We start from the raw sequence: 26,080 nt of genomic DNA, 5'->3' as shown, positions 1-26,080 counted from the left end.
GCCTGCCATCAACCCGTTTCACAAATGCAAACGAAGCGTTTCCTGCCTATCCGAAGATTCTTGGAGGCCGCCGTGTGCCTGAAACTTATCGTAATCCGTATTTTCTGTGGATTAAGCCCTGTGAATAACCGCCCCTGTGCCCAGTTGATAACAGGGCCTAAAACCTGAGTAAAAACCCCTCTGTGGATAACCACCTGTTTAATCCACAGGCTTAGACCACTTATCCAAGGGCCTCCTTGGCACCTAACCACAGACTTTTGAATCTCTGTACATAAGGTAAATAAAGGCCTGTAGAGATCTATCCACAGAAACAGGCCTCAGTAGAAATAAACATAAAAACAAAGATTTAATAAATTTCTCTCTTTTAATTTCTATTGTCCGTGACTCATCCACAGCTGGTTAAATTTTGTGCAAAGGGTTCTTTAGGAAGGGCGAAGTCCCTATACTTGCCGACTCGTTCGAAAACCTGATCTCGAACGCTCATTCCTAATTACCTACAGAAGCAGGCACGAGGTGCGTGGTGGATTTCCCTTCCCGTTTTGAAGTGATCGTCATCGGCGGCGGTCATGCCGGTACCGAGGCAGCACTGGCGTCAGCACGCATGGGGGCAAAAACCCTGTTGCTGACGCATAACGTGGAAACCCTCGGCGCCATGAGCTGCAACCCCGCGATTGGCGGGATTGGCAAAAGCCACCTGGTCAAGGAAATCGATGCCCTGGGCGGCGCGATGGCCATGGCTACCGACAAAGGTGGTATTCAATTTCGCGTATTGAACAGCCGCAAAGGCCCGGCCGTGCGAGCGACTCGTGCTCAAGCCGACCGGATCCTTTACAAGGCCGCTGTTCGCGAAACCCTGGAAAACCAGCCGAACCTGTGGATATTTCAGCAGGCAGCCGATGACCTGATCGTTGAGCAGGACCAGGTACGCGGTGTTGTCACGCAAATGGGCCTGCGTTTCTTCGCAGAATCCGTGGTGTTGACCACCGGTACGTTCCTCGGCGGACTTATCCACATCGGTATGCAGAACTATTCCGGTGGTCGCGCCGGTGATCCGCCGTCAATCGCCCTGGCTCAGCGCCTTCGCGAACTCCCGCTGCGTGTCGGTCGTTTGAAAACCGGTACGCCGCCGCGTATCGATGGCCGTTCGGTGGATTTTTCGGTAATGACCGAGCAAGCCGGCGATACACCGATCCCGGTCATGTCGTTCATGGGCTCCAAGGAACAGCATCCGAAGCAGGTCAGTTGCTGGATTACCCACACCAATGCCCGTACCCACGAAATCATTGCCGCGAACCTCGACCGTTCGCCAATGTATTCCGGGGTGATCGAAGGTATTGGCCCACGCTATTGCCCGTCGATCGAAGACAAGATCCACCGCTTTGCCGACAAGGAAAGCCACCAGGTCTTCATCGAGCCGGAAGGTTTGACCACCCACGAGCTGTATCCGAACGGGATTTCCACTTCCCTGCCGTTCGACGTGCAAATCCAGATCGTGCAGTCGATTCGCGGTATGGAAAACGCTCATATCGTGCGACCTGGCTACGCCATCGAGTACGACTACTTCGACCCACGTGACTTGAAATACAGCCTGGAAACCAAGGTGATCGGCGGTTTGTTCTTTGCTGGCCAAATCAACGGCACCACCGGTTACGAAGAAGCCGGTGCCCAGGGTTTGCTGGCCGGAGCCAACGCCGCACTGCGTGCACAGGGCAAAGACAGCTGGTGCCCGCGTCGCGATGAGGCGTACATCGGCGTGTTGGTCGACGACCTGATCACCCTCGGAACCCAGGAACCGTACCGGATGTTTACGTCCCGGGCCGAATATCGCCTGATCCTGCGGGAAGACAACGCCGACCTGCGCCTGACCGAGAAAGGTCGCGAGCTGGGTTTGGTCGACGACGTGCGCTGGGCTGCCTTCTGCAAAAAACGCGAAAGCATCGAACTGGAAGAGCAACGCCTGAAAAGTACCTGGGTTCGTCCGGGCACCGAGCAAGGCGATGCGATTGCCGAAAAATTCGGCACGCCGCTGACTCACGAGTACAACTTGCTGAATCTGCTGTCCCGTCCGGAAATCGACTACGCTGGTCTGATCTCGGTTACCGGCGGTGGTGCAGAAGATCCACAGGTCGCCGAGCAGGTCGAAATCAAGACCAAATACGCCGGTTACATTGACCGCCAGCAGGATGAGATCGCTCGTCTGCGGGCCAGCGAAGACACCAGGCTGCCTGTGGATATCGATTACACAAATATTTCCGGTCTGTCGAAAGAGATTCAAAGCAAGCTGGGGATAACTCGACCTGAGACCCTGGGCCAGGCGTCCCGTATCCCGGGTGTCACGCCGGCAGCCATTTCGCTGTTGATGATTCATTTGAAAAAACGCGGCGCGGGCCGTCAGTTGGAGCAAAGCGCTTGAGTTCGTTGGTCACCTCGCAACACGCCGAAGAGTTATCCACAGGTGCTCGCCAGCTTGGCGTCGACCTGACCGAAGCCCAGCACGAGTTGCTGCTGGGTTATCTGGCCCTGTTGATCAAATGGAACAAGGCTTACAACCTCACTGCGGTGCGTGATCCGGACGAAATGGTTTCTCGCCATTTGCTCGACAGCCTCAGCGTGATGCCGTTTATCGAAAACGGCCGTTGGCTCGACGTTGGCAGCGGCGGCGGCATGCCCGGCATCCCGTTGGCGATCCTATTTCCCGAGTCGCAGGTGAGGTGCCTGGACAGCAACGGCAAGAAAACCCGCTTCCTGACCCAGGTCAAACTCGAACTCAAGTTGGATAACCTGCAAGTTATCCACAGTCGCGTCGAAGCCTTCACGCCTGAACAGCCCTTCAACGGAATTGTTTCCCGGGCCTTCAGCAGCATGGAGAACTTCAGCAACTGGACCCGCCACCTTGGCGACCGCGATACCCGTTGGCTGGCAATGAAGGGCGTTCATCCAAGCGACGAGCTGTTAGCATTGCCGGCAGACTTCCACCTCGATAGCGAACACGCCTTGGCCGTACCCGGTTGCCAAGGCCAACGCCATCTGCTGATACTGCGCCGCACGGCATGATTGGGAACACAAGCAAGAATGGCTAAGGTATTCGCGATAGCGAACCAGAAAGGTGGCGTGGGCAAAACCACCACCTGCATCAACCTCGCAGCATCCCTGGTCGCTACCAAGCGTCGGGTGCTGTTGATCGATCTCGATCCACAGGGCAACGCCACCATGGGTAGCGGTGTGGATAAACACGGCCTGGAAAACTCGGTCTACGACTTGCTGATTGGCGAGTGTGATCTGGCCCAGGCCATGCATTTTTCCGAGCACGGCGGTTATCAACTGCTGCCGGCCAACCGCGATTTGACCGCGGCGGAAGTGGTGCTGCTGGAAATGCAGATGAAAGAAAGCCGTCTGCGCAGCGCGTTGGCGCCGATCCGCGAGAATTACGACTACATTTTGATCGACTGCCCGCCGTCGCTGTCGATGCTGACGTTGAACGCATTGGTCGCCGCCGACGGGGTGATTATCCCCATGCAGTGCGAGTACTTCGCGCTGGAAGGGCTGAGCGACCTTGTGGATAACATCAAGCGTATCGCCGAGTTGCTCAACCCGAACCTGCAAATCGAAGGCCTGCTGCGGACCATGTATGACCCGCGCCTGAGCCTGATGAACGATGTGTCGGCACAGCTCAAGGAACACTTCGGCGATCAGCTCTATGACACCGTGATTCCACGCAACATCCGCCTGGCCGAAGCGCCAAGCTATGGCATGCCCGCGCTGGCGTACGACAAGTCATCCCGCGGCGCCATTGCCTATCTGGCTCTGGCCGGCGAGATGGTTCGTCGTCAACGCCGCAATTCACGCACCGCTGCAGCCCAGCCAACTTAAGGAATCCCCATGGCCGTCAAGAAACGAGGTCTCGGACGTGGACTGGATGCACTGCTGAGTGGTCCGACTGTCACTTCGCTCGAAGAACAAGCGGTGCAGGCTGACGAGCGTGAGCTGCAGCACCTGCCGCTGGACCTGATCCAGCGCGGCAAATACCAGCCGCGCCGGGACATGGACCCCCAGGCGCTGGAAGAGTTGGCGAATTCGATCAAGGCCCAGGGTGTGATGCAGCCGATCGTGGTGCGCCCGATTGGTGCGGGCCGCTTTGAAATCATCGCCGGCGAACGCCGCTGGCGCGCGAGCCAACAGGCTGGCAAGGAAACCATCCCGGCGATGGTGCGCGATGTGCCGGATGAAACCGCCATCGCCATGGCGCTGATCGAGAACATCCAGCGCGAAGACCTCAATCCGATCGAGGAAGCGATCGCCCTGCAGCGTTTGCAGCAGGAATTCAAACTGACTCAGCAGGAAGTCGCGGATGCGGTGGGCAAGTCACGGGTTACCGTGTCCAACCTGCTGCGGCTGATCGCGCTGCCGGAAGTCATCAAAACCATGCTTTCCCATGGCGACCTGGAAATGGGTCATGCCCGTGCTTTGCTCGGTTTGCCGGAAAATCAACAGGTTGAGGGGGCGCGACACGTTGTCGCACGAGGCCTCACCGTTCGTCAGACCGAGGCCCTGGTTCGCCAGTGGCTCAGTGGCAAACCTGCACCGGTCGAAACCGCCAAACCTGATCCGGATATTGCACGACTGGAGCAGCGCCTGGCCGAACGCCTAGGCTCTGCGGTGCAAATTCGCCACGGCAAGAAAGGCAAAGGCCAATTGGTCATCGGATATAACTCATTGGATGAGCTTCAGGGCGTCCTTGCCCACATCCGCTGAAACAATTGCTTCTGTAGCGCGCAGTCGGAAATCACTACCCGGCAGTTGAATAGGGGCAGAACCGCCCCTATACTCTGCGCGCATTTTGTCGGCACAAATTATGCCAAGTTATTGATTTCCGGCAGCCGACCATTGAGGAGCAAGAGTGATGGAAACCCGCACGCCAAACACGTTGCCGTTCCATCGCTTGGCCGTTTTCCCGGTTTTATTGGCTCAATTTGTCATTTTACTGATCGCCTCTTTGGCGCTCTGGTATTGGTATGGAGTCGTAGCCGGATACTCAGGACTCTGCGGAGGCCTGATAGCCTTGCTGCCCAATATGTATTTTGCTCACAGGGCCTTTCGGTTTTCCGGCGCCCGAGCAGCCCAGGCTATCGTCCGGTCTTTTTATGCCGGCGAGGCAGGGAAACTGATTTTGACGGCAGTGCTGTTTGCACTGACCTTTGCAGGTGTGAAGCCATTGGCGCCGCTGGCTGTATTCGGCGTCTTCGTGTTGACCCAACTGGTCAGCTGGTTCGCTCCCCTGCTAATGAAAACAAGACTTTCGAAACCTTAGGGCGTTTGAGGCAACCATGGCAGAAACAACCGCTTCGGGCTATATCCAGCACCACTTGCAGAACCTGACCTTCGGTCAGCTTCCCAACGGCGGCTGGGGCTTTGCCCACTCCGCAGCAGAAGCCAAAGAAATGGGCTTCTGGGCATTCCACCTGGATACACTGGGCTGGTCTGTCGCATTGGGTCTGATCTTCGTCCTGATTTTCCGCATGGCGGCAAAGAAGGCGACTTCCGGTCAGCCAGGTGCTTTGCAGAACTTCGTTGAAGTATTGGTCGAATTCGTCGATGGCAGCGTGCGGGACAGCTTCCATGGTCGTAGCGCGGTGATTGCACCGTTGGCACTGACCATCTTCGTCTGGGTGTTCCTGATGAACGCCGTCGACCTGATCCCGGTCGACTGGATTCCTCAGCTGGCCATCCTGATCTCCGGCGATCAGCACATTCCATTCCGTGCGGTTTCGACCACGGACCCTAACGCCACCCTGGGCATGGCCCTGTCGGTGTTTGCGTTGATCATTTTCTACAGCATCAAGATCAAGGGCATCGGCGGCTTCATCGGCGAACTGACCCTGCACCCGTTCGGCAGCAAGAACATCTTCGTTCAAGCCCTGCTGATCCCGGTGAACTTCCTGCTGGAATTCGTGACCCTGGTTGCCAAGCCGATTTCCCTGGCCTTGCGACTGTTCGGCAACATGTATGCCGGCGAGCTGGTGTTCATTCTGATCGCTGTGATGTTCGGCAGTGGTCTGCTCTGGCTTAGCGGCCTGGGCATTGTTCTGCAGTGGGCGTGGGCTGTGTTCCACATCCTGATCATCACCCTGCAGGCGTTTATCTTCATGATGCTGACCATCGTCTACCTGTCGATGGCGCACGAAGAGAACCATTAAGACCAGTCTCGACTAGTCTGATGTCCCTCCCGGTCAAACGGGAGGGTAGCCCTGAAGGGCTATGAAACGATTTGTTTTACCGCTTTAAAATCTAAAAAACCTAAACCATACGACGTAAAAGTCGGGAGGAAAGATGGAAACTGTAGTTGGTCTAACCGCTATCGCTGTTGCACTGTTGATCGGCCTGGGCGCCCTGGGTACTGCCATTGGTTTCGGCCTGCTGGGCGGCAAGTTCCTGGAAGGCGCAGCGCGTCAGCCAGAAATGGTTCCAATGCTGCAAGTTAAAATGTTCATCGTCGCCGGCCTGCTCGACGCCGTGACCATGATCGGTGTTGGTATCGCTCTGTTCTTCACCTTCGCGAACCCCTTCGTTGGTCAACTCGCCGGTTAATCACTCGTTTTTTCGAGTGATTGGTGTGTTGTGCAACGAACGAGCGAGGTATTGGCGTGAACATTAATGCAACCATTATTGGTCAGTCCTTAGCGTTCTTGATTTTTGTAGTTTTCTGCATGAAGTTCGTATGGCCTCCGGTCATCGCGGCTTTGCACGAACGTCAGAAGAAGATCGCAGACGGACTGGACGCTGCCGCACGAGCAGCTCGCGACCTGGAGTTGGCCCAAGATAAAGCGGGTCAGCAACTGCGCGAAGCGAAAGCTCAGGCAGCTGAAATCATTGAGCAAGCCAAGAAACGCGGTAACCAGATCGTTGAAGAGGCTGTTGAAAAAGCCCGTATCGACGCTGACCGTGTGAAGGTTCAGGCTCAAGCCGAGATCGAGCAGGAACTGAACGGTGTCAAAGATGCGCTGCGTGCCCAACTGGGTGCTCTGGCCGTCGGCGGTGCTGAGAAGATCCTGGGTGCCACAATCGATCAAAACGCGCACGCGGAGCTGGTAAACAAACTGGCTGCTGAAATTTAAGCGAGGGCGATCATGGCAGAATTGACCACGTTGGCCCGACCTTACGCTAAGGCAGCCTTCGAGCACGCCCAGGCCCACCAGCAGCTGGCCTCTTGGTCAGCCATGCTCGGCCTGGCTGCAGCAGTGTCGCAAGACGACACCATGCAGCGCGTGCTCAAGGCCCCGCGACTGACGAGCGCAGACAAGGCCGCCACGTTTATTGACGTGTGCGGCGACAAGTTTGATGTAAAAGTGCAGAACTTCATCCACGTCGTTGCCGAAAACGACCGTCTCCCGCTTCTGCCGGAGATCGCCGCTCTGTTTGACCTGTACAAGGCCGAACAAGAGAAATCGGTAGATGTTGAAGTGACCAGTGCTTTTGCATTGAACCAAGAACAGCAAGACAAACTCGCCAAGGTTCTCAGTGCACGACTCGACCGGGAAGTGCGCCTGCAAGTTGCGGAGGATGCCACACTGATTGGTGGTGTCATCATTCGCGCCGGCGACCTGGTTATCGATGGCTCGATTCGCGGCAAACTCGCGAATCTTGCCGAAGCATTGAAATCTTGAGTTTGAAGGGGCAGCAGAGCAATGCAGCAACTCAATCCTTCCGAAATAAGTGAAATTATCAAGGGCCGCATCGACAAGCTCGATGTGACCTCCCAAGCCCGTAACGAAGGCACTGTCGTCAGCGTATCTGACGGCATCGTGCGGATTCACGGTCTGGCCGACGTAATGTACGGCGAGATGATCGAGTTTCCGGGCGGCGTCTACGGTATGGCCCTCAACCTGGAGCAAGACTCTGTAGGTGCCGTTGTATTGGGCTCCTACCAGACTCTGGCTGAAGGCATGAGCGCCAAGTGCACAGGCCGCATCCTGGAAGTTCCGGTGGGTAAGGAACTGCTGGGTCGCGTTGTCGACGCACTGGGTAACCCAGTTGACGGCAAAGGTCCGCTGAACAACACCGAGACCGATGCGGTCGAGAAAGTTGCTCCAGGCGTGATCTGGCGTAAGTCGGTAGACCAGCCTGTACAGACTGGCTACAAGGCTGTCGATGCCATGATTCCTGTCGGCCGTGGCCAGCGTGAGCTGATCATCGGTGACCGTCAGATCGGTAAAACCGCTCTGGCGATCGACGCGATCATCAACCAGAAAGACAGCGGGATTTTCTGCGTCTACGTAGCTATCGGTCAGAAACAATCGACCATCGCCAACGTGGTTCGCAAGCTGGAAGAAAACGGCGCCCTGGCTAACACCATCGTCGTGGCCGCCAGTGCTTCCGAATCCGCTGCACTTCAGTTCCTGGCACCGTACTCCGGTTGCACCATGGGCGAATACTTCCGCGACCGCGGTGAAGACGCGCTGATCGTTTATGACGATCTGTCCAAGCAAGCAGTGGCTTACCGCCAGATTTCCCTGCTGCTGCGCCGTCCACCAGGCCGTGAAGCTTACCCAGGCGACGTGTTCTATCTCCACTCCCGTCTGCTGGAGCGCGCATCCCGCGTTTCGGAAGAATACGTAGAGAAGTTCACCAACGGCGCAGTGACCGGCAAAACCGGTTCCCTGACCGCACTGCCGATCATCGAAACCCAGGCTGGCGACGTTTCCGCGTTCGTTCCGACCAACGTGATTTCCATCACCGACGGTCAGATCTTCCTGGAATCGGCCATGTTCAACTCCGGGATCCGTCCTGCAGTGAACGCCGGTGTTTCGGTATCCCGTGTGGGTGGTGCCGCTCAGACCAAGATCATCAAGAAGCTCTCCGGTGGTATCCGTACCGCTCTGGCTCAGTACCGTGAACTGGCGGCATTCGCCCAGTTCGCTTCTGACCTGGACGAAGCGACCCGTAAGCAACTTGAGCATGGTCAGCGCGTTACCGAGCTGATGAAGCAGAAGCAATACGCACCAATGTCGATCGCTGACATGGCGCTGTCGCTGTATGCCGCTGAGCGTGGGTTCCTGACCGACGTTGAAATCACCAAGGTCGGCAGCTTCGAACAAGCGCTGATTGCTTACTTCAACCGCGATCACGCCGAATTGATGGCGAAGATCAACGTGAAGGGTGACTTCAATGACGACATCGACGCTGGCATCAAAGCCGGTATCGAGAAGTTCAAGGCCACCCAAACCTGGTAAGCCGCAGCGGGGGCCGCGAGGCTCCCGCTTGCTAACCTGATAGGTGTTACATGGCAGGCGCAAAAGAGATTCGCAGTAAGATTGCGAGCATCAAAAGCACGCAAAAGATCACCAGCGCCATGGAAAAAGTGGCGGTCAGCAAAATGCGCAAGGCACAAATGCGCATGGCTGCTAGCCGTCCCTACGCGGAGCGTATCCGCCAGGTTATTGGTCATCTGGCCAACGCCAACCCGGAATATCGCCACCCGTTCATGATCGATCGCGAAGTAAAGCGCGTCGGTTATGTCGTGGTGAGCAGTGACCGTGGTTTGTGCGGTGGTTTGAATACCAACCTGTTCAAGGCCCTGGTCAAGGACATGGCGGTAAACCGCGAAAAAGGCGTCGAGATCGATCTGTGTGTGGTCGGTAGCAAGGGTGCGGCCTTTTTCCGCAACTTCGGCGGTAACGTCGTTGCAGCTATCAGCCACCTGGGTGAAGAACCGTCGATCAATGATTTGATCGGCAGCGTCAAAGTGATGCTGGATGCATACCTGGAAGGCCGGATTGACCGCCTGTCCGTGGTATCCAACAAGTTCATCAACACCATGACGCAACAGCCTACCGTGGAGCAGTTGATTCCATTGGTGGCCGCCCCGGAACAAGAACTCAAGCACCACTGGGACTACCTCTACGAACCAGACGCCAAAGAGCTGCTTGACGGCTTGATGGTGCGCTACGTGGAGTCGCAGGTGTACCAGGCGGTGGTCGAGAACAACGCGGCTGAACAAGCTGCGCGGATGATCGCGATGAAGAACGCTACCGACAACGCCGGTGATTTGATCAGCGATTTGCAGCTGATCTACAACAAGGCGCGTCAGGCTGCGATCACCCAAGAGATCTCGGAAATCGTCGGCGGCGCTGCCGCGGTTTAACGGTTCAAATATTCAGAGGATCCAGCTATGAGTAGCGGACGTATCGTTCAAATCATCGGCGCCGTTATCGACGTGGAATTCCCACGCGACAGCGTACCGAGCATCTACAACGCTTTGAAAGTCAAAAGCGATGCAGGCACCACCCTGGAAGTTCAGCAGCAGCTGGGCGACGGCGTGGTTCGTACCATTGCAATGGGTTCCACCGAAGGCTTGAAGCGCGGTCTGGAAGTCACTGACTCTGGCGCAGCCATCTCCGTACCCGTCGGTAAAGCGACCCTGGGCCGGATCATGGACGTCCTCGGTAACCCGATCGACGAAGCCGGTCCAATCGACACCGAAGAGCGCTGGGGCATTCACCGTCCTGCGCCTTCCTTCGCGGAACAAGCGGGCGGCAACGACCTGCTGGAAACCGGCATCAAGGTTATCGACCTGGTTTGCCCGTTCGCCAAGGGCGGTAAAGTCGGTCTGTTCGGTGGTGCCGGTGTAGGCAAAACCGTAAACATGATGGAACTGATCCGTAACATCGCCATCGAGCACAGCGGTTATTCCGTGTTCGCCGGTGTGGGTGAGCGTACTCGTGAGGGTAACGACTTCTACCACGAGATGAAGGATTCCAACGTTCTGGACAAAGTGGCACTGGTTTACGGTCAGATGAACGAGCCGCCGGGTAACCGTCTGCGCGTAGCACTGACCGGCCTGACCATGGCCGAGAAGTTCCGTGACGAAGGTAACGACGTTCTGCTGTTCGTCGACAACATCTATCGTTACACCCTGGCCGGTACTGAAGTATCCGCACTGCTGGGCCGTATGCCTTCCGCAGTAGGTTACCAGCCGACCCTGGCCGAAGAGATGGGTACTCTGCAAGAGCGTATCACTTCGACCAAAAACGGTTCGATCACCTCGATCCAAGCGGTATACGTACCTGCGGATGACTTGACTGACCCGTCGCCAGCGACCACGTTCGCCCACTTGGACGCCACCGTCGTACTGTCCCGTGACATCGCTTCCCTGGGTATCTACCCAGCGGTCGATCCACTGGACTCGACTTCGCGCCAGCTGGACCCGAACGTCATCGGCCAGGAACACTACGACACCGCTCGCGGCGTCCAGTACGTTCTGCAGCGTTACAAAGAACTGAAGGACATCATTGCGATCCTGGGTATGGACGAGCTGTCGGAAACCGACAAGCAGTTGGTATCCCGCGCTCGTAAGATCCAGCGCTTCTTGTCGCAGCCGTTCTTCGTGGCTGAAGTCTTCACCGGTGCCTCGGGTAAATACGTTTCCCTGAAAGACACCATTGCTGGCTTCAAAGGCATCCTCAACGGTGACTACGACCACCTGCCAGAACAAGCGTTCTACATGGTCGGCGGCATCGAAGAAGCGATCGAGAAAGCCAAGAAACTGTAATTCCGGCGCCCGGTAACGGGCGCTAATCAGGTTGAGGCAAGCAGATGGCTATGACATTCCATTGCGATATCGTCAGCGCGGAAGGGGAAATCTTCTCCGGTCAGATCGAGAGTGTGATTGCACACGGCGAACTGGGCGACCTGGGTATTAACTTTGGCCACGCGCCATTGATTACATCCTTGAAGCCTGGTCCGATCACTCTGACCAAGCTGGGCGGGGAAAGGGAGGTGTTTTACATCTCCGGTGGTTTCCTCGAGGTTCAGCCGAACATGGTCAAGGTACTTGCCGACACCGTGCAACGTGCTGCCGACCTGGATGAAGCCTCCGCTCAGGAAGCCGTCAAGGCTGCCGAGAAGGCCCTGAACGAAAAAGGCGCAGATTTCGACTACGGTTCTGCTGCTGCACGTCTGGCCGAGGCCGCAGCTCAGCTGCGCACCGTCCAGCAGATCCGCAAGAAGTTTGGCGGCTAAGCCGTCAAGCCTCATGTGTGATTGATTGAAAAGGGTAGCCTCGGCTACCCTTTTTCTTTTTTTGCGAAACACTTCTTTGGTCTGAAGTCTGACCGCCCAGGATTGGTAGCCATTCATGTCTCTCGAAATCGTAATTCTTGCCGCAGGCCAGGGCACCCGCATGCGCTCGGCCCTGCCCAAGGTGCTGCACCCGGTTGCCGGCAACTCGATGCTTGGCCATGTTATCCACAGCGCCCGGCAGCTTGATCCACAGCGCATTCATGTGGTGATTGGCCACGGAGCCGACGTGGTGCGTGAGCGGCTGGCGGCGGACGACTTGAATTTCGTATTGCAGGACAAGCAATTGGGTACCGGCCACGCCACTGCGCAAGCCGTGCCGTTCATCCAGGCCGAAACCGTGCTGATCCTCTACGGTGACGTGCCGCTGATCGAAGTGGAAACCTTGCAGCGCCTGCTCAAACACGTCGTGCCTGGCCAGATGGGCCTGCTCACTGTTGAGCTGGACGACCCGACCGGCTACGGCCGCATCGTGCGCAACGCTGACGGCAAGGTCGCCGCCATCGTCGAGCATAAGGATGCCAGCGAAGCCCAGCGTGCCATCACCGAAGGCAACACCGGGATCCTAGCCGTGCCGGCCGATCGCCTGGCTGACTGGATGAGCCGCCTGTCCAACAACAACGCCCAGGGCGAGTACTACCTGACCGACGTCATCGAGATGGCCGTGAGCGATGGCCTCGTGGTCGCCACCGAGCAGCCCCACGACCCGATGGAAGTGCAGGGCGCCAACGACCGCAAGCAACTGGCCGAGCTGGAGCGCCACTATCAACTGCGTGAAGGCCGCCGCCTGATGGCGTTGGGCGTGACGCTTCGTGATCCGGCACGTTTCGACGTGCGGGGTGATGTCACTGTGGGCCGCGACGTGCTGATCGATATCAACGTGATCCTCGAAGGCCGTGTGGTCATTGAAGATGGCGTGGTCATCGGTCCGAACTGCGTGATCAAGGACAGCACCCTGCGCAAAGGCGTGGTGATCAAGGCCAACAGCCATATCGACGGCGCAGTGATGGGCGAGGGCAGTGACGCGGGTCCATTCGCGCGTCTGCGTCCGGGCAGCGTGCTGGGGGCTCGGGCCCATGTGGGTAACTTTGTAGAACTGAAGAACGCACAGATGGGCGATGACGCCAAGGCCGGGCACCTGGCCTACCTCGGTGATGCGGTGATTGGTGCGCGCACCAACATCGGCGCCGGCGCTATTACCTGTAACTACGATGGCGCCAACAAGTACCAGACGACCATTGGCGAAGACGTGTTTATCGGCTCCAACAACTCGTTGATTGCACCCGTCACCATTGGTGATGGTTCAAACACAGCGGCAGGCTCCACCATCAACCAGGATGTGGATAAGTCCCAACTGGCGGTGGCCCGCGCCCGTCAGCGCAACATCGACGGCTGGAAGCGCCCGGTCAAAATCAAAAAGACTTGAGTTATCCACAGCCTCAATAAACCTGTTGGTGCCATCCATGCGGCCCCAACAGGTTTTTTTACGTCCCCCGCTTGACGATCCTCAGCCAATAGGTTTTGATTGCCTTCGTTATCTTTCGAAACGAAACTTATCATCACCATGTCGAAACGAAATACACCCCAACGTCGCCACAACATCCTCGCCATGCTCACCGAGCAAGGTGAAGTCAGTGTGGACGAACTGGCCAAGCGTTTCGAAACCTCGGAAGTGACCATCCGCAAGGACTTGGCGGCCCTCGAAAGTAACGGCCTGTTGCTGCGTCGCTATGGCGGCGCCATCACCATGCCCCAGGAACTGGTTGGTGACCCGGCCCAGCCCATTTCGGTCTACAAGCGCGCTATCGCCCGTGCGGCCGTCCGGCGTTTGCGCGAACACGCCCGCATCATCATCGACAGCGGCAGCACCACCGCCGCCATGATCCCCGAACTGGGCCATCAGCCCGGCCTGGTGGTGATGACCAACTCCCTGCACGTGGCCAGCGCGTTGAGCGAACTGGAACACGAGCCGGTACTGTTGATGACCGGCGGCACCTGGGACCCGCATTCGGACTCGTTCCAGGGCCAGGTTGCCGAGCAAGTGCTGCGTTCCTACGATTTCGATCAGCTCTTCATTGGCGCCGATGGCATCGACCTGGAGCGCGGTACCACCACCTTCAACGAATTGCTGGGGCTGAGCCGCGTCATGGCCGAGGTCGCCCGCGAAGTGGTGGTGATGGTCGAGTCCGACAAGATTGGCCGCAAGATCCCCAACCTGGAACTGCCCTGGAGCAGCGTCCATACCCTTATTACCGATGATCGCCTGCCGCTTGAGGCCCGCGACCAGATTCAAGCCCGCGGCATCACGCTGATTTGCGCGGCAGTCATCTAGGAGAGAAACCATGTGTGGAATTGTTGGCGCAGTCGCTGAACGAAACGTCACCGCCATTTTGCTCGAAGGCCTCAAACGCCTGGAATACCGCGGCTACGACAGCGCCGGTGTGGCGCTCTTCACCAACGCCGGCAAGCTGGAGCGCGTACGTCGCCCGGGCAAGGTCAGCGAGCTGGAACAAGCGCTGGCCGGTGAGCCGCTGATCGGCCGCCTGGGTATCGCCCACACCCGTTGGGCCACCCACGGTGCACCGTGCGAACGCAACGCTCACCCACACTTCTCCGGTGACCTGGCTGTTGTCCACAACGGCATCATCGAAAACCACGAAGTGCTGCGCGATCAACTGAAAGGCCTGGGCTACGTCTTCACTTCGGACACCGACACCGAAGTCATCGCCCACCTGCTGAACCACAAGCTCAAGGACCTCGGCGACCTGACCAACGCCCTCAAGGCCACGGTCAAGGAACTGCACGGCGCCTACGGCCTGGCCGTGATCAGCGCGAGCCAGCCTGACCGCCTGGTCGCCGCCCGCAGTGGCAGCCCATTGGTGATCGGCCTGGGCCTGGGCGAGAACTTCCTGGCCTCCGACCAACTGGCCCTGCGCCAGGTGACTGACCGCTTCATGTACCTGGAAGAAGGCGACATCGCCGAGATCCGCCGCGAAAGCGTGTCGATCTGGGACGTCAACGGCAAGTCCGTTGAACGTGAAGCCGTGCAGTACCGCGACGGTGCCGAAGCTGCCGACAAGGGCGAATTCCGCCACTTCATGCTCAAGGAAATCCACGAGCAACCGGCCGTGGTGCAACGCACCCTGGAAGGTCGCCTGAGCCAGAACCAGGTATTGGTGCAAGCCTTCGGCCCGCAAGCCGCCGAGCTGTTCGCCAAAGTGCGCAACGTGCAAATCGTCGCCTGCGGCACCAGCTACCACGCCGGCATGGTCGCCCGTTACTGGCTCGAAGAACTGGCCGGCATCCCGTGCCAGGTCGAAGTCGCCAGCGAATTCCGCTACCGCAAGGTGGTGGTGCAGCCCGACACCCTGTTCGTGACCATCTCTCAGTCCGGCGAAACCGCCGACACCCTGGCCGCCCTGCGCAATGCCAAGGAACTGGGCTTCCTCGGCAGCCTGGCAATCTGCAACGTCGGCATCAGTTCCCTGGTGCGCGAGTCCGACCTGACTCTGCTGACTCAGGCCGGCCGCGAAATCGGCGTGGCGTCCACCAAAGCCTTCACCACCCAGTTGGTGGGCCTGTTGCTGCTGACCCTGTCCCTGGGCCAGGTGCGCGGCACGCTGGAAGACGGCGTCGAAGCCAAGCTGGTAGAAGAACTGCGCCGCCTGCCGGCCCGCCTGGGCGAAGCGCTGGCCATGGACAGCACCGTGGAAAAAGTCGCCGAGTTGTTCGCCGACAAACACCACACCCTGTTCCTCGGCCGTGGCGCGCAATACCCGGTGGCGATGGAAGGATCCCTCAAGCTCAAGGAAATCTCCTACATCCACGCCGAAGCCTACCCGGCCGGTGAGCTCAAGCACGGCCCGTTGGCCCTGGTGGATGACGACATGCCAGTCGTTACCGTCGCGCCGAACAACGAACTGCTGGAGAAGCTCAAGTCCAACCTGCAGGAAGTGCGCGCCCGTGGCGGCCAATTGATCGTGTTCGCCGATGAAAAGGCCGGCATGACCAATGGCGAAGGCACCCACGTCATCAACATGCCGCACATCCACGACACCCTGTCGCCGATCCTCTACACCATCCCGCTGCAGTTGCTGTCGTACTATGTGGCGGTGCTGAAGGGCACCGACGTTGACCAGCCGCGCAACCTGGCGAAGTCGGTGACGGTGGAGTAAGCCTTACCGGAACCAGCAAAACCTGTTTCCAAAGAATAAATATTGTCACAAAAGAATAAAGGTTGTCACAAGGCTCTACCCCGGCGATTTCGCCGGGGTAGTAGCAGGCTGCGGAATATTGGATCACTATCTACTGCGCCACTGTGACTGCTGTCCTGGCTGAACCCGCTCCTGAATTCCCACGCCACACCCCTCCTGTGCCGTTCTAATCGAGTGGGTCGCCTAAAGATGAGCGACTCGTGAAATGACATCTGCGCCCGCCGCACCAAGAAAACCTGCTGCCTCCAGACTGGTGACCCAGCAAAAAATCGATAGAAAAATCAAATCAGGTCGTGGATCAGGCGTTAGGGAATCCTATGAACCCTGGATCAAGATTTGGGATATACAATCGAGGGGCGTTTCCCACCTTGTTCCGGGAGTGAAGTGCCATCGCAGCCATCATCTGCTTTCCAATGCTGAGCGTGACTATCACCTGATCCTTGAGCAAGATTCCTCCATCATCGACGTTCGCGAGCAGTTTCCGTTATTAACACAAGCTGAAACCCAGGCGATCGCTTCGAGCCTGAACTACCGTCATCCTGTGTACCCTGGTACTCAGGTCCCTGTTGTAATGACCACAGACTTCCTTATCACTTTCATAGATTCTGCGGGCAGAGAGAGGCTGGCAGCGCGTTCTTTAAAGTATCGAAATGTAGTGGTCAACTAATCCCGGACACGACGCTAAGTTTTTGTTCGGCGCGAGCTGGCGCCAGTCCGCCGTTGAATTGATGGGGTCGAACCCAGTTGTACCGATGCATCAAGAACTGGCTGATATCGCGCTGAGCCTCTTGAGTCGTTCTGTAACCCGTGGTCGGTATCCATTCCGTTTTCAAGCTGCGGAACACGCGCTCCATTGGTGCGTTATCCCAGCAATTCCCCCGGCGACTCATGCTCTGGCGAATGCGATAACGCCACAATCGCTGACGGAATAAACGACTTGCATACTGCGACCCTTGATCTGAGTGAAACAGCAGGCCCTGAGGTCTTCCTCGTTGCTCGTAAGCCATATCCAGCGCCTTGATAACCAGATCGGCGTCCGGCTTTTCCGACAACGCCCAGCCCACCACCCGGCGCGTGCAAAGATCCAGCACGACAGCCAGGTAATGCCATTTCCCCTGGGCCCAAATGTAGGTGATGTCGCCGCACCACACCTGGTTGGGGGCCGGCACATCGAACTCCCGATTCAAGATGTTCGGGATATCGAGTCGCTCCACCGTCGCTCGTTTGTAGGCATGTGATCCGGGTTGTTTACTGACTAAATCAAGCTCGCGCATCAAGCTACGCACTTTGAACCGGCCGAGCTGCTCACCGTCTTCAAGCATCAGAGACAAGATGCTGCGGCTGCCGGCAGCGCTACGACTTTGCGTGAACAACTCGCTCACCCGGCTGCGCAACCGAAACCGTTCAACATCGGGCGTACGGCGCCTAAGGCGCTGGGGGTAGTAGCACGAACGAGTGACTTCAAACACCTTGCACAGCCAATCAACCGGCTCATGGACGCTCAGCTGATTGATCAGCGCGTACGCTCGTGATCTTCCGACATCAAGAGCGCGGTAGCCTTTTTTAATATCGATTTTTCCCGTTCGAGGCGGGCGATCCGGGCTTCCAGCTCCTGGATTTTCTGCTGTTCTGGGGTCAGCGCTTTGCTCTGCGGAGTGACGCCTTGGCGCTCCTGCTGAACCTGATCGACCCAGCGGCGCAGGGCCGACTCGCCGACGCCGAGTGAACGGCTGGCTTCGATGTAGCTGTAGTTTTGCTTGAGCACGAGGTCGGCAGCCTCGCGTTTGAATTCAGCAGAAAAGGAACGGCGTTGTTTGGTCATCTGACACCTCGATCTGGCGAGTATTCTCGCCTAAAAGGGTGTCCGGTTTCATTAGACCACTACAGTCAATTATTATAATAATTGACTACTTCTTTCTTCGAAGAAAGAAGGGCCAGCCTTGTGGTTGCGCGTGTACAAGCGACATAGAGGTCTTCATCTGTGAACGCAATATGCTCACCTGGGATGCCTACGTCAACAACAATGACTGATGTGGCCTCGATACCCTTGAATGATTTGATAGTAGAGAAGAAAACTGTATCCTTCTTTCCTAGATCTTCAATATCTGTACTTAGACTAAGTCCGTGCCCAGACTTCTGGCCTTTCATAGCGGAATTTTCAAGCTTGAATGGACTCAGTATCGCCACTGGGCCTTCTCCACTCCATTGTTTCGCAATCTCCCAAGCGCGTTTCACCTGATCGCTAGTCGATTCGACCATTGGCGAAACACCAACCGGCATGCCGGTCATTGATTCAACTTTTGTATTTAAGTAGCGATTTGATGCGTCGTTGATCTTCACCGTATTCCGGCAATTGTAGTGGAGATGGAAAATCACTTCTGCGCCGATCGGGACACCTTTTCCGGCACTGTACAAATCCTGTTTCCAGTCGGCGAAGAATGCCCATCCTCCTTCGTTAGAAAGGAGCTCGAGTAGTGCGATGATCTGTTCTTCCGAGAAGTCTTGGCCTTCATCAACGATGATGGCATCGTATTTGACTACTTCATCCGATCTGTCCATGACCAGGCTCGGCAGAACCTCCCGATGGAAATCGTCTTGGCCAAACCTGTGGCGCGAATCCGGGCAAAGTTCAAGGAACAACCGATCAACGTTCCAGATGAACTCGGTGTGGTCTGGATTGCGAAGACGCAAGATGTTGGCGAGCGTGCGGTTATAGCAAACGTATATACACCGTAGACCTTGTTCGACTAAAGCGTGCAGTCTCCACATAGCCAGAACAGTTTTCCCTGACCCCGCAGGGCCTATAACTGCAACGCTTGGAAGCTGGAATAAGCCTTTCAGGCTAGCGAACTGCTGTCGAGTCAGTTGCTCGATTTTCCCCATGTCGCTGACAACGTCCTCGTCCGTATCCACTTTCTGGATCTGGAATTGTCTGTTCTTGAGGTCATTGATCACAGACTCAACGACTTGTGGAGTGAACTGCGCGGCACGTCCCGTCCCTCCACGCTTTTCCAGTGAATTTCGAAGCCGGGACACTAACTGGCTCATATGACGGCGAGTTCCGATGGTGGACTCATCGAACATAGCCGGAAGGCTGCGTGCCTCTCCTTGGGGATACACAACGATGTAGGAGAATCGTCCCGGAAACTCCTTCCATTTGTTTCTTTCCAACAGGACACCAAGCAGATCGTGCATATTCCGCATGGCTTGTTCGGGTGGGGATTCCTTTAGCAAGACCCACGTCTCATCGTCTTGCTTTCGCTTCCACTTCCCATCCTCGTCCACCTTGAACTCCTTGGAACCCTTCACCTCAAGGACAACAAGACCTGAGTCTGGTGCGAGAACGACGAAGTCTGCTTCTCCATCACGGACGTAGCCGTTCTTCGCAAGCGTCCATTTAACACTAGGCATGACGACCCAATTGTCTGGTAACTGGCTCTTGAGTGCTTTTAGCACTTCGTTCTCCCAGCGGTCTGCTGGAAGATTTCCAATGATCCTTGGCATCGGTTTCCGTCCTAAGAATTGGTAAGCAGCGCAACAAACCGAAATTTTTCGGCTTCTTCGCTCCGGATGAAACCGTCGCGGGTGCGGAGCCTTGGGGTAGCCATACTCCGTTTGAAGTACGCGGTGACAGGCAAGAGTTCCCCCCCATGAGTAACTGCTAGCCATTCCTCGCCATCACTGAGCTGGCTGATCTTGCGCGGGCCAACTTTCCGCCAGTTTCTGCCGGCAAAAGAAAAAGTGGTGTCATCCGGAAGGCTGGTAAGAGCCTTCGCAGTTACATCGTACTGCGAGCTTAGTTGCGTCTTGCTCAGTGCTCCCGGCGTGGAATTGGGATCAACGTCTTCGACGACAAACATCTGGTCGTTTTGTAGGTTAGCGCGGACCCAGATCATGCGACGGGACAAGTTGAAGGAATCGATGCGCCGGATCCGGCCAAGGCCTTGTTTGGCAGCGAGATGATGTGCGTCACCAATCGCGTTTCGTTCGCTGGCATAGCCATCCCACAGAGGATGGACGACTACGTTGAGAACTCCATCAGTTGCCCATCCATGAACGTTACCATCGTGGATGATAGATTCTGCAGGAAATCCATTCTTAGTCCATGCATCGACAAGCCTAGCTGCGCGAACGTCCCATTTGCCCTCTGTTCCAATGGGCAGGACCTTGTTGGCAGCCACGGTATCTAACCCAGGTTTGTAGTTAGCATCTAGCATGGAGGCCAACAAGTCGATGCCTAGCTCCCAATCAAGAAGACCATGAACTTGACGGTTACGGAAACCCCGGAGTAGGAGGTCCGGGCTGCGCCACTCGTTGCCTTTCGTTTTTGAGAGATCAATCTCTTCACGGATCATATTGCCCATTCGCGGGGTGTCACCCTCCCCAAACAAGCTCCCTCGTAGGATGGATTCCCATTGAGACATTGCCGAATCTACGATTCCCGCACCGTTCGGATGGGCGTCGGCAAGGTACATCTCCCCACCGCCAAGGTCGGTGACCGCGTGGACAGATGCGATCTCTACATCCATCGAATCAACATCTAATTCTAGAGCGATGGCACGCTGCAAGATGGTCGCGGCAGAATACCAAGCGGCGCGGCGTCTTGTTAGGCTAGCCTCGTCCTTGCTTTCGAAGTATTTCAAGCCATTACCATCGAGCATGCGTATTGCAAGGATATCCGTGGTCTTGGGTGAAGTAAGTGCAACCTTAAAATCCGGGTTTTCGTCTTCTGATCGCCAGATGGATTCGCCCTCAGCATGAATCCATTTACTCCCGCCTTCCTGAATACTACCAACCTCTTTAAAGCCAAAGTATTCACTACGGTTGGTATTGGTACGAAATACGGGAGCTTGCCGCTCTAGCTTGACCTGTGTATTGCAGACTTGTTTGAAACCCTCAGCGCTGAGTCGGGGGCTGGAGATGTCTGTTGAGCCCGAACGCCCCCTATTCTCGCCGCCTCCAAGAGCTGGCTTAGTAGTATCCATGTCAGTTGCAAATGCACGCGGAGCTACGGCCATGTAAGGCTTCGCGTCTTGTGCCCCACAATTTGGGCAAATAACGCTCAGAGGAGGGTTCTGAAGCCAGCTTGGATTCCACAACCCTGATTCACTTGCGTGAGTCCTCATGGCGGTTATAGAAATGCGCTCTACATGAAGTTGCCTACATGCTCCGCAGCGTATGTGCACATACGCCGCTCCTATGGGGGCCCCTGAGGCTTTCCAGCGACCAACACGAGGATCATTGAACAGTGGTCCTGTAACGTACAGTGGGGTTAGCCGTCGCTTGTCCCATGTGCGCTCCGAGCCTGGAGCGAAGTCCGCGATGGCTTGGTCTGCAGGCCTGTCGAGAGACTTTGCATCGCGCTCCGCGTCACCTTTTCCAGAGGGAAGTTTGAAGTAGAGCTCTCGGACGCTCGTTGGCATGCCGAACATTGGCAAAATACCCGCCTCAGCGAGGCGGTGAGCCAGTGTGGATGCCACGAACTCATTTCCTTCAACGGCATCCTTCATTTTTTCGGGCAGGTGTGACACATACTCTATGAGGGTCTCGGTGGATACATTAGAGCCTGAGGTTATGGTTCGTGCCACGTTCTTGATGGCTTCTCCATTCACAGCAATCCAATTCCTGACCAACGCAATATTTGCTTCGGCATTGGCAAGGGTGCCCATCTCACCGTGTGTATCAGGATCTTGGCTAGTTGCAACCCATGAAATGCCTGCAGCACGAAAAGCTTGTCTCAAAATGTCCTTGGCGATGAGGCGCTCGGCTAATATGCGTTGATCGTCGCCCATGGCAAGTCGTGGCTGCGGGGGCACGCCCCCTGTCATTTCGCTGGGGTGTTCGAAGTGAATGCGGTCATGAGTTTGTCCGCGACAAAAGGTGAAGGCCACTGAAAAAGCCTGTCCCTTACGACCAGCTCGCCCTACACGCTGCTGGTAATTAAAGCGCTCCGGGGGCATGTTCGCTTGCATCACAGCCTGCAACGAACCGATGTCCACACCAACTTCCATCGTTGTCGTGACCGACAGGAAATCGATGGAATCTACATTCCTCAATACATTGCGCGTACCGATATCTTCAATCGTTTCTTCATCGAAAAAGATGTCGCGAAAGTGCCTTTGGCGTTGGGCTTGGTCTTGAGTTTGGCCGGTTAGCTCCTCAGCATGAATGCGAAATGCAGACGACTTATCATTCGCCTCGTGGGCATAGTAGTGCTCATCTTCGATTTCCTTGGCCGTGGCCTTCCCATTGGGCTGTGTCTCGAGCTTGCCTAGGCAGCGTGAACACACGCCCGCAGATGCATGCCAATGAACCCGCCCGCAGTTCGAGCATACCCATGGATAGTCTTCAGGACCGACAACACGGGTCCACAGTTTTTCCAGCCGGACCACGCCCCAAAGGTCCCCCTGTACATGCCCCACCAACTTGAAGGCATTAACCATGGAGTCATGCAGTGCGTCACGGTTAATTCTATGGGCCGCAGCCACTTTCGTCAGATAGCCATGGACGCGCTTCTTCGCAGCTCCTTCGTTTGCCGCGCCAGTGGGCTGGTCGTGTCTCCAGCCATCGGTTGGCCTGTTCCATGGATTGGGATCCAGCCGGTTTTCCTCAGCGAGGATACGGAGGATGCTATCGCATGCGAGGCGGAAGACTTCTGAAGGCATGCCAATTGGCGACTGAAGAGCCTTGTCTGGCGGAAAAGCTAGGTGACCTATCCCTTGCGCCTCAAGGTCATACAAGAGGCGCCCGGCTAGAGTTCGCCACGAAACCTTTCTCAGCGACTCGGAAATTGACTCAATATCATGCAGGTTGGCCTCATCTTCTAATTTGGCGACCAGGTTTCCGTCAGATGTCTTGAAGATAGACGTCCAATCTTTCCCTTTGTGTCCAACCTTTCGTTTATCGACGGATGCACCGCCAGGGTTAATTCCCTTCTCGATGAAATCTCGCCAAAGAGGGCTTAACTGTCTATCGGGGCCTGGCTTTGCAATGATGTCATCGACACGCACATACCCATGCTTATGGGCGCGTATTCTTTTTACTTGGTCTACTTGCTCGTCTGTAGCGCCTTCCTTGTCTTCGACCACCGCCCTTGCGGCTTGCACGAACAAATTGAATCTTTGTAGCGATCCATCTGTTTGACCAAATAGATTCTTGACCCTTTCACGAATGCCTTGGACTTTTTCTACCTCTACAGATTCAATAGCATGCAGAGCGTCCTTCATCAACACATCTATGCCGCTATCAGATCGTTTCTTCAGCTCTTGATTGATGAAAGTGCGTAGCAGCAGCATCCATTGCTCTTCTTCCACGCCAACAGAAAGATTCGCTGCCGCCTCGCGGCTATCAGAGAAAGCCACAAGCTTACGGGTCTTTCCCTCAGGCAGGACTCCCATCAGGTGCTTGGAGAACAAGTGTGACATGCGCGCCAAGCCAGTCACAAACGATCGGATCGGCGTACGACGGCCATAACGTTCTGAATAGTCAATGTGACACGATGGACAACGCTGGGGCATCGCCGAGTATTCATGGCGGTTTGCCTCTGGTATTTCTGCGTGAAAGAGATAGCAGGGCTGACCACCTTTTTGTGTCCCAGTAGTGACTAGACCTGTAATGGGATCGATGGTCGCCGTAATCCAACTTGCGGGTTTGTTGTCTCGTGGCTTACCTGGGCGACCATCCTTTGAGTCAGTTTCAATCGTACCGTGCTTCCATTTCAGATTGTCCGGGATTGTAGTAGGGTCTAAATCAAGGTTACGCAACCAAACGACACCGACATCCTTATATCTCTGGGCGTCTGTGCGTGTCTCGACTGTAGTCTCGGGAAGTCCGTTGATTTGGGTTTCGAGGGAAGTTAATTCGAATTGTGTTTCGATTCCCAGCCCATTCTTTAGCGGAATCCTGTTCCCACATAGAAGCTGCGTGCCACAACACTCGCAATAAAGAACTTCAAGCACGCGCCGCCCATCCAAGGAGAGCTTCCGGTCAGGCAGGAGCATTCCGCTGCGTCGATCATGGTCTTCGTCGTGCAACTCGATGGTTGCCCAGAGACCTTCGACATTCTTGGCCATCCAATGGAAGCGAAGGCGCGGGAAGGACAGCCTCTTGTCCCTCGCGTGCTTGGAACCAATGGCACGGAACAAACCCCTAGCGGCAATGGGGCGCTTGTTAGCGGGAAGGCTAGCGAACCAGTAATCGGAAAGCATATTGATCGGCTTGGCTCGGATCTGCCCGTTGGTATCGAATCCAGCGAGAATGCACTTGTTGCTGGTGACTTCGTCGACGGCAAGGAGATCAACGACAGAAATCACTTCTAGGGTTTCATTGTCGTCGCCTTCTTGAATATTGGTACCCCCAGCCTTGAGGCAGGCTTCCACTATGGCATTGTTGAATTCGGGGATGTCGTCTTCCAGTGTATGGAGGTGCTCTCCGGATTCGATATGGAAGCGAGCCTTCGCATCCTCACTCGTATAACCAAAGAAGCCGCCAAGATATTCGTAGGTGGCATCATCACTTCCATCAAGCGACGCACTAGATGCGAGTATCCGTAACTGAGGGCTTGTCGGGTCAAGCCCGAGTCTGTTCAGAAGGAGACGTATTAGATAAGCGACTTCCGTACCTGCCGAGCTACGATGCAGGTGGAGTTCATCTACGATGAGTTGGAATACGTGGTTCTGACGATCTTTTTCAAGCCATTTTCGCGTTTCCTCGAACATGTCGGAGTCGGCACGATCACCGGGTATGTGGGGATCGGGGTGCCGCATTAGCATGATGGACAACATGCTGATGTTTGTGACGAGGATGTCCGGCGGCATTGCCTGCATTTCCCAGCGATGAAACATTTCCGCCGCGTCTGGTGACATACGTCGGATGAAACTGGCTTCCTCTAATGATTGAGATAGTTGTTTTCTGGCCTTGTCAATCTCTTCCGAGATATTGGCTGCCTCAGCTTCAGCAACCGCATCACGGCAATGCTTAATTTTTTGGCACATTGAGACATAGTCTGTGACTGCTGCCTTCAAATCCTCGCGTAGCTCGGAGCGCTTGCCTGTATGTGGCTTCCCATCGGCCTTGAAAGGATGGCCGGAAACTGGCGTGGAACCATTGTAGCGGCCAAATCGGATTCGATTACCCGCGAGATATTGGTCAAGCGCTGCATGGACTTCATCTGTATCGAGTGCGAGGCGTAGGCGAGAAACCTGATCTTCAACGAGCGCATTCATGGGATACAGAACGAGTGCCCGAACTGCCGCCGTACGCTTCTCACCTCGCAACTCTTTTCGAGTATCATTCCATTTCGGCAGTTCTTCCTTGGTCCACTCACTAGGAGTCTTCGAGGGATGTTGCCATTGAGTGGATGGACTTGTAGCCTCCCGGACGATATTGGCCAAGGCGGGAAGCAAGAAGGATTCCGTCTTGCCTGAACCTGTGCCGGTTACGACGACGCAATGCTTGCCTTCCAGTGACTTCCTAAGCATCGTTTGCTGATGTAGGTAGAGTGGATGACCACCACTGAATAGCCCAGCACTGACAACCGCTTTGAACGCATCGCGTCCCACCTCGTTTAAGCTAGGGAGGTCACTTTCGAGCAACTCTGTAAGTTTTCGACCTGACTTGTAGGAAGGAATTGGTTCAACATAGGGTGTTTGAAACAAAATCCCAGGCAGGTCCAGTAATTCCTTTCGATCTTCCTCAAAGGTTTGGGAGTTCGTTCGAAATGCTGAGGTTATGTATCGCTTGATTCCGTTCTGGAAAGTATCGAAAGCGCCAACTGGGTCTTTCATTCTTTTTCC

Annotated in this window: 19 protein-coding genes and 1 pseudogene; 17 read left to right on the top strand and 3 right to left on the bottom strand. The window is 55.9% G+C overall.

Going from position 1 to position 26,080, the window contains the following annotated elements; genetic code table 11:
* Positions 1-520 precede the first annotated feature (520 nt).
* The 17 genes and pseudogenes from mnmG to JFV30_RS28885 form a co-directional block, all read left to right on the top strand.
* Positions 521-2,413, top strand: coding sequence for a tRNA uridine-5-carboxymethylaminomethyl(34) synthesis enzyme MnmG (gene mnmG / locus JFV30_RS28965; protein ID WP_010168477.1), 1,893 nt, complete (start codon positions 521-523; stop codon positions 2,411-2,413).
* Positions 2,410-3,054: a 16S rRNA (guanine(527)-N(7))-methyltransferase RsmG gene (rsmG, locus tag JFV30_RS28960; RefSeq protein WP_201125769.1), complete on the top strand. Its 645-nt coding sequence runs from the start codon at positions 2,410-2,412 to the stop codon at positions 3,052-3,054. The genes mnmG and rsmG overlap by 4 nt, the downstream gene beginning before the upstream one ends.
* An 18-nt stretch (positions 3,055-3,072) precedes the next feature.
* Entirely contained in the window at positions 3,073-3,870 is a 798-nt protein-coding gene (locus tag JFV30_RS28955) for a ParA family protein (protein ID WP_003213559.1), read from the top strand.
* 9 nt (positions 3,871-3,879) lie between these two features.
* Entirely contained in the window at positions 3,880-4,752 is an 873-nt protein-coding gene (locus JFV30_RS28950; protein WP_063033750.1) for a ParB/RepB/Spo0J family partition protein, read from the top strand.
* Between the two features lie 148 nt (positions 4,753-4,900).
* Complete coding sequence (locus JFV30_RS28945; protein WP_010168472.1) at positions 4,901-5,308, top strand: F0F1 ATP synthase subunit I; 408 nt, start codon at positions 4,901-4,903, stop codon at positions 5,306-5,308.
* A gap of 16 nt (positions 5,309-5,324) precedes the next feature.
* Positions 5,325-6,194: a F0F1 ATP synthase subunit A gene (gene atpB, locus JFV30_RS28940; RefSeq protein WP_010168470.1), complete on the top strand. Its 870-nt coding sequence runs from the start codon at positions 5,325-5,327 to the stop codon at positions 6,192-6,194.
* Positions 6,195-6,327: 133 nt separating this feature from the next.
* Complete coding sequence (atpE, locus tag JFV30_RS28935; protein ID WP_002555987.1) at positions 6,328-6,585, top strand: F0F1 ATP synthase subunit C; 258 nt, start codon at positions 6,328-6,330, stop codon at positions 6,583-6,585.
* A gap of 56 nt (positions 6,586-6,641) precedes the next feature.
* Positions 6,642-7,112: a F0F1 ATP synthase subunit B gene (locus tag JFV30_RS28930; RefSeq protein WP_008439543.1), complete on the top strand. Its 471-nt coding sequence runs from the start codon at positions 6,642-6,644 to the stop codon at positions 7,110-7,112.
* A 12-nt stretch (positions 7,113-7,124) separates the two neighbouring features.
* The gene (locus JFV30_RS28925) at positions 7,125-7,661 is read left to right on the top strand and encodes a F0F1 ATP synthase subunit delta (protein WP_003213551.1); all 537 of its coding nucleotides are present in this window, start codon (positions 7,125-7,127) and stop codon (positions 7,659-7,661) included.
* Positions 7,662-7,682: 21 nt separating this feature from the next.
* On the top strand, positions 7,683-9,227 hold the full coding sequence (atpA, locus tag JFV30_RS28920) for a F0F1 ATP synthase subunit alpha (RefSeq protein ID WP_003213549.1): 1,545 nt from the start codon (positions 7,683-7,685) through the stop codon (positions 9,225-9,227).
* 50 nt (positions 9,228-9,277) lie between these two features.
* On the top strand, positions 9,278-10,138 hold the full coding sequence (gene atpG, locus JFV30_RS28915) for a F0F1 ATP synthase subunit gamma (RefSeq protein WP_003213547.1): 861 nt from the start codon (positions 9,278-9,280) through the stop codon (positions 10,136-10,138).
* A 27-nt stretch (positions 10,139-10,165) separates the two neighbouring features.
* Positions 10,166-11,545: a F0F1 ATP synthase subunit beta gene (atpD, locus tag JFV30_RS28910; RefSeq protein ID WP_003213545.1), complete on the top strand. Its 1,380-nt coding sequence runs from the start codon at positions 10,166-10,168 to the stop codon at positions 11,543-11,545.
* 44 nt (positions 11,546-11,589) lie between these two features.
* Positions 11,590-12,015, top strand: a complete 426-nt coding sequence (locus JFV30_RS28905; RefSeq protein WP_008439541.1) for a F0F1 ATP synthase subunit epsilon — start codon at positions 11,590-11,592, stop codon at positions 12,013-12,015.
* A gap of 115 nt (positions 12,016-12,130) precedes the next feature.
* Entirely contained in the window at positions 12,131-13,498 is a 1,368-nt protein-coding gene (gene glmU / locus JFV30_RS28900; protein WP_201125768.1) for a bifunctional UDP-N-acetylglucosamine diphosphorylase/glucosamine-1-phosphate N-acetyltransferase GlmU, read from the top strand.
* 138 nt (positions 13,499-13,636) lie between these two features.
* Positions 13,637-14,404, top strand: coding sequence for a DeoR/GlpR family DNA-binding transcription regulator (locus JFV30_RS28895; RefSeq protein WP_177043617.1), 768 nt, complete (start codon positions 13,637-13,639; stop codon positions 14,402-14,404).
* A 10-nt stretch (positions 14,405-14,414) separates the two neighbouring features.
* Positions 14,415-16,247, top strand: a complete 1,833-nt coding sequence (gene glmS / locus JFV30_RS28890) for a glutamine--fructose-6-phosphate transaminase (isomerizing) (protein WP_201125767.1) — start codon at positions 14,415-14,417, stop codon at positions 16,245-16,247.
* A gap of 244 nt (positions 16,248-16,491) precedes the next feature.
* A pseudogene (locus JFV30_RS28885) lies at positions 16,492-16,935 on the top strand (TnsA endonuclease N-terminal domain-containing protein); the annotation flags it as partial.
* 10 nt (positions 16,936-16,945) lie between these two features.
* On the opposite strand, the gene JFV30_RS28880 reads toward JFV30_RS28885, so the two are convergent.
* The 3 genes from JFV30_RS28880 to JFV30_RS28870 all read right to left on the bottom strand — a co-directional run bounded on the left by JFV30_RS28880 (position 16,946) and on the right by JFV30_RS28870 (position 26,071).
* Positions 16,946-18,108 (bottom strand): IS3 family transposase gene (locus JFV30_RS28880; protein WP_201125766.1). Its coding sequence is split into 2 segments (ribosomal slippage): positions 16,946-17,853 and positions 17,853-18,108, totalling 1,164 coding nucleotides; the frame shifts between segments, so codons are not numbered across the junction.
* 65 nt (positions 18,109-18,173) lie between these two features.
* Positions 18,174-19,790 carry an NERD domain-containing protein gene (locus JFV30_RS28875; RefSeq protein ID WP_201125765.1) on the bottom strand — a complete coding sequence of 539 codons (1,617 nt, stop codon included), beginning with the start codon at positions 19,788-19,790 and terminating at the stop codon, positions 18,174-18,176.
* An 11-nt stretch (positions 19,791-19,801) separates the two neighbouring features.
* A complete protein-coding gene (locus tag JFV30_RS28870; RefSeq protein WP_201125764.1) occupies positions 19,802-26,071 on the bottom strand; it encodes a DEAD/DEAH box helicase in 6,270 nt (2,089 codons plus the stop codon).
* Positions 26,072-26,080: the final 9 nt, after the last annotated feature.

This window comes from Pseudomonas sp. TH32 (assembly GCF_016650855.1).
GTDB lineage: Bacteria > Pseudomonadota > Gammaproteobacteria > Pseudomonadales > Pseudomonadaceae > Aquipseudomonas.
Note: the sequence above shows the minus strand (reverse complement) of the source record. Positions and strands in the feature narration are given on the sequence as shown.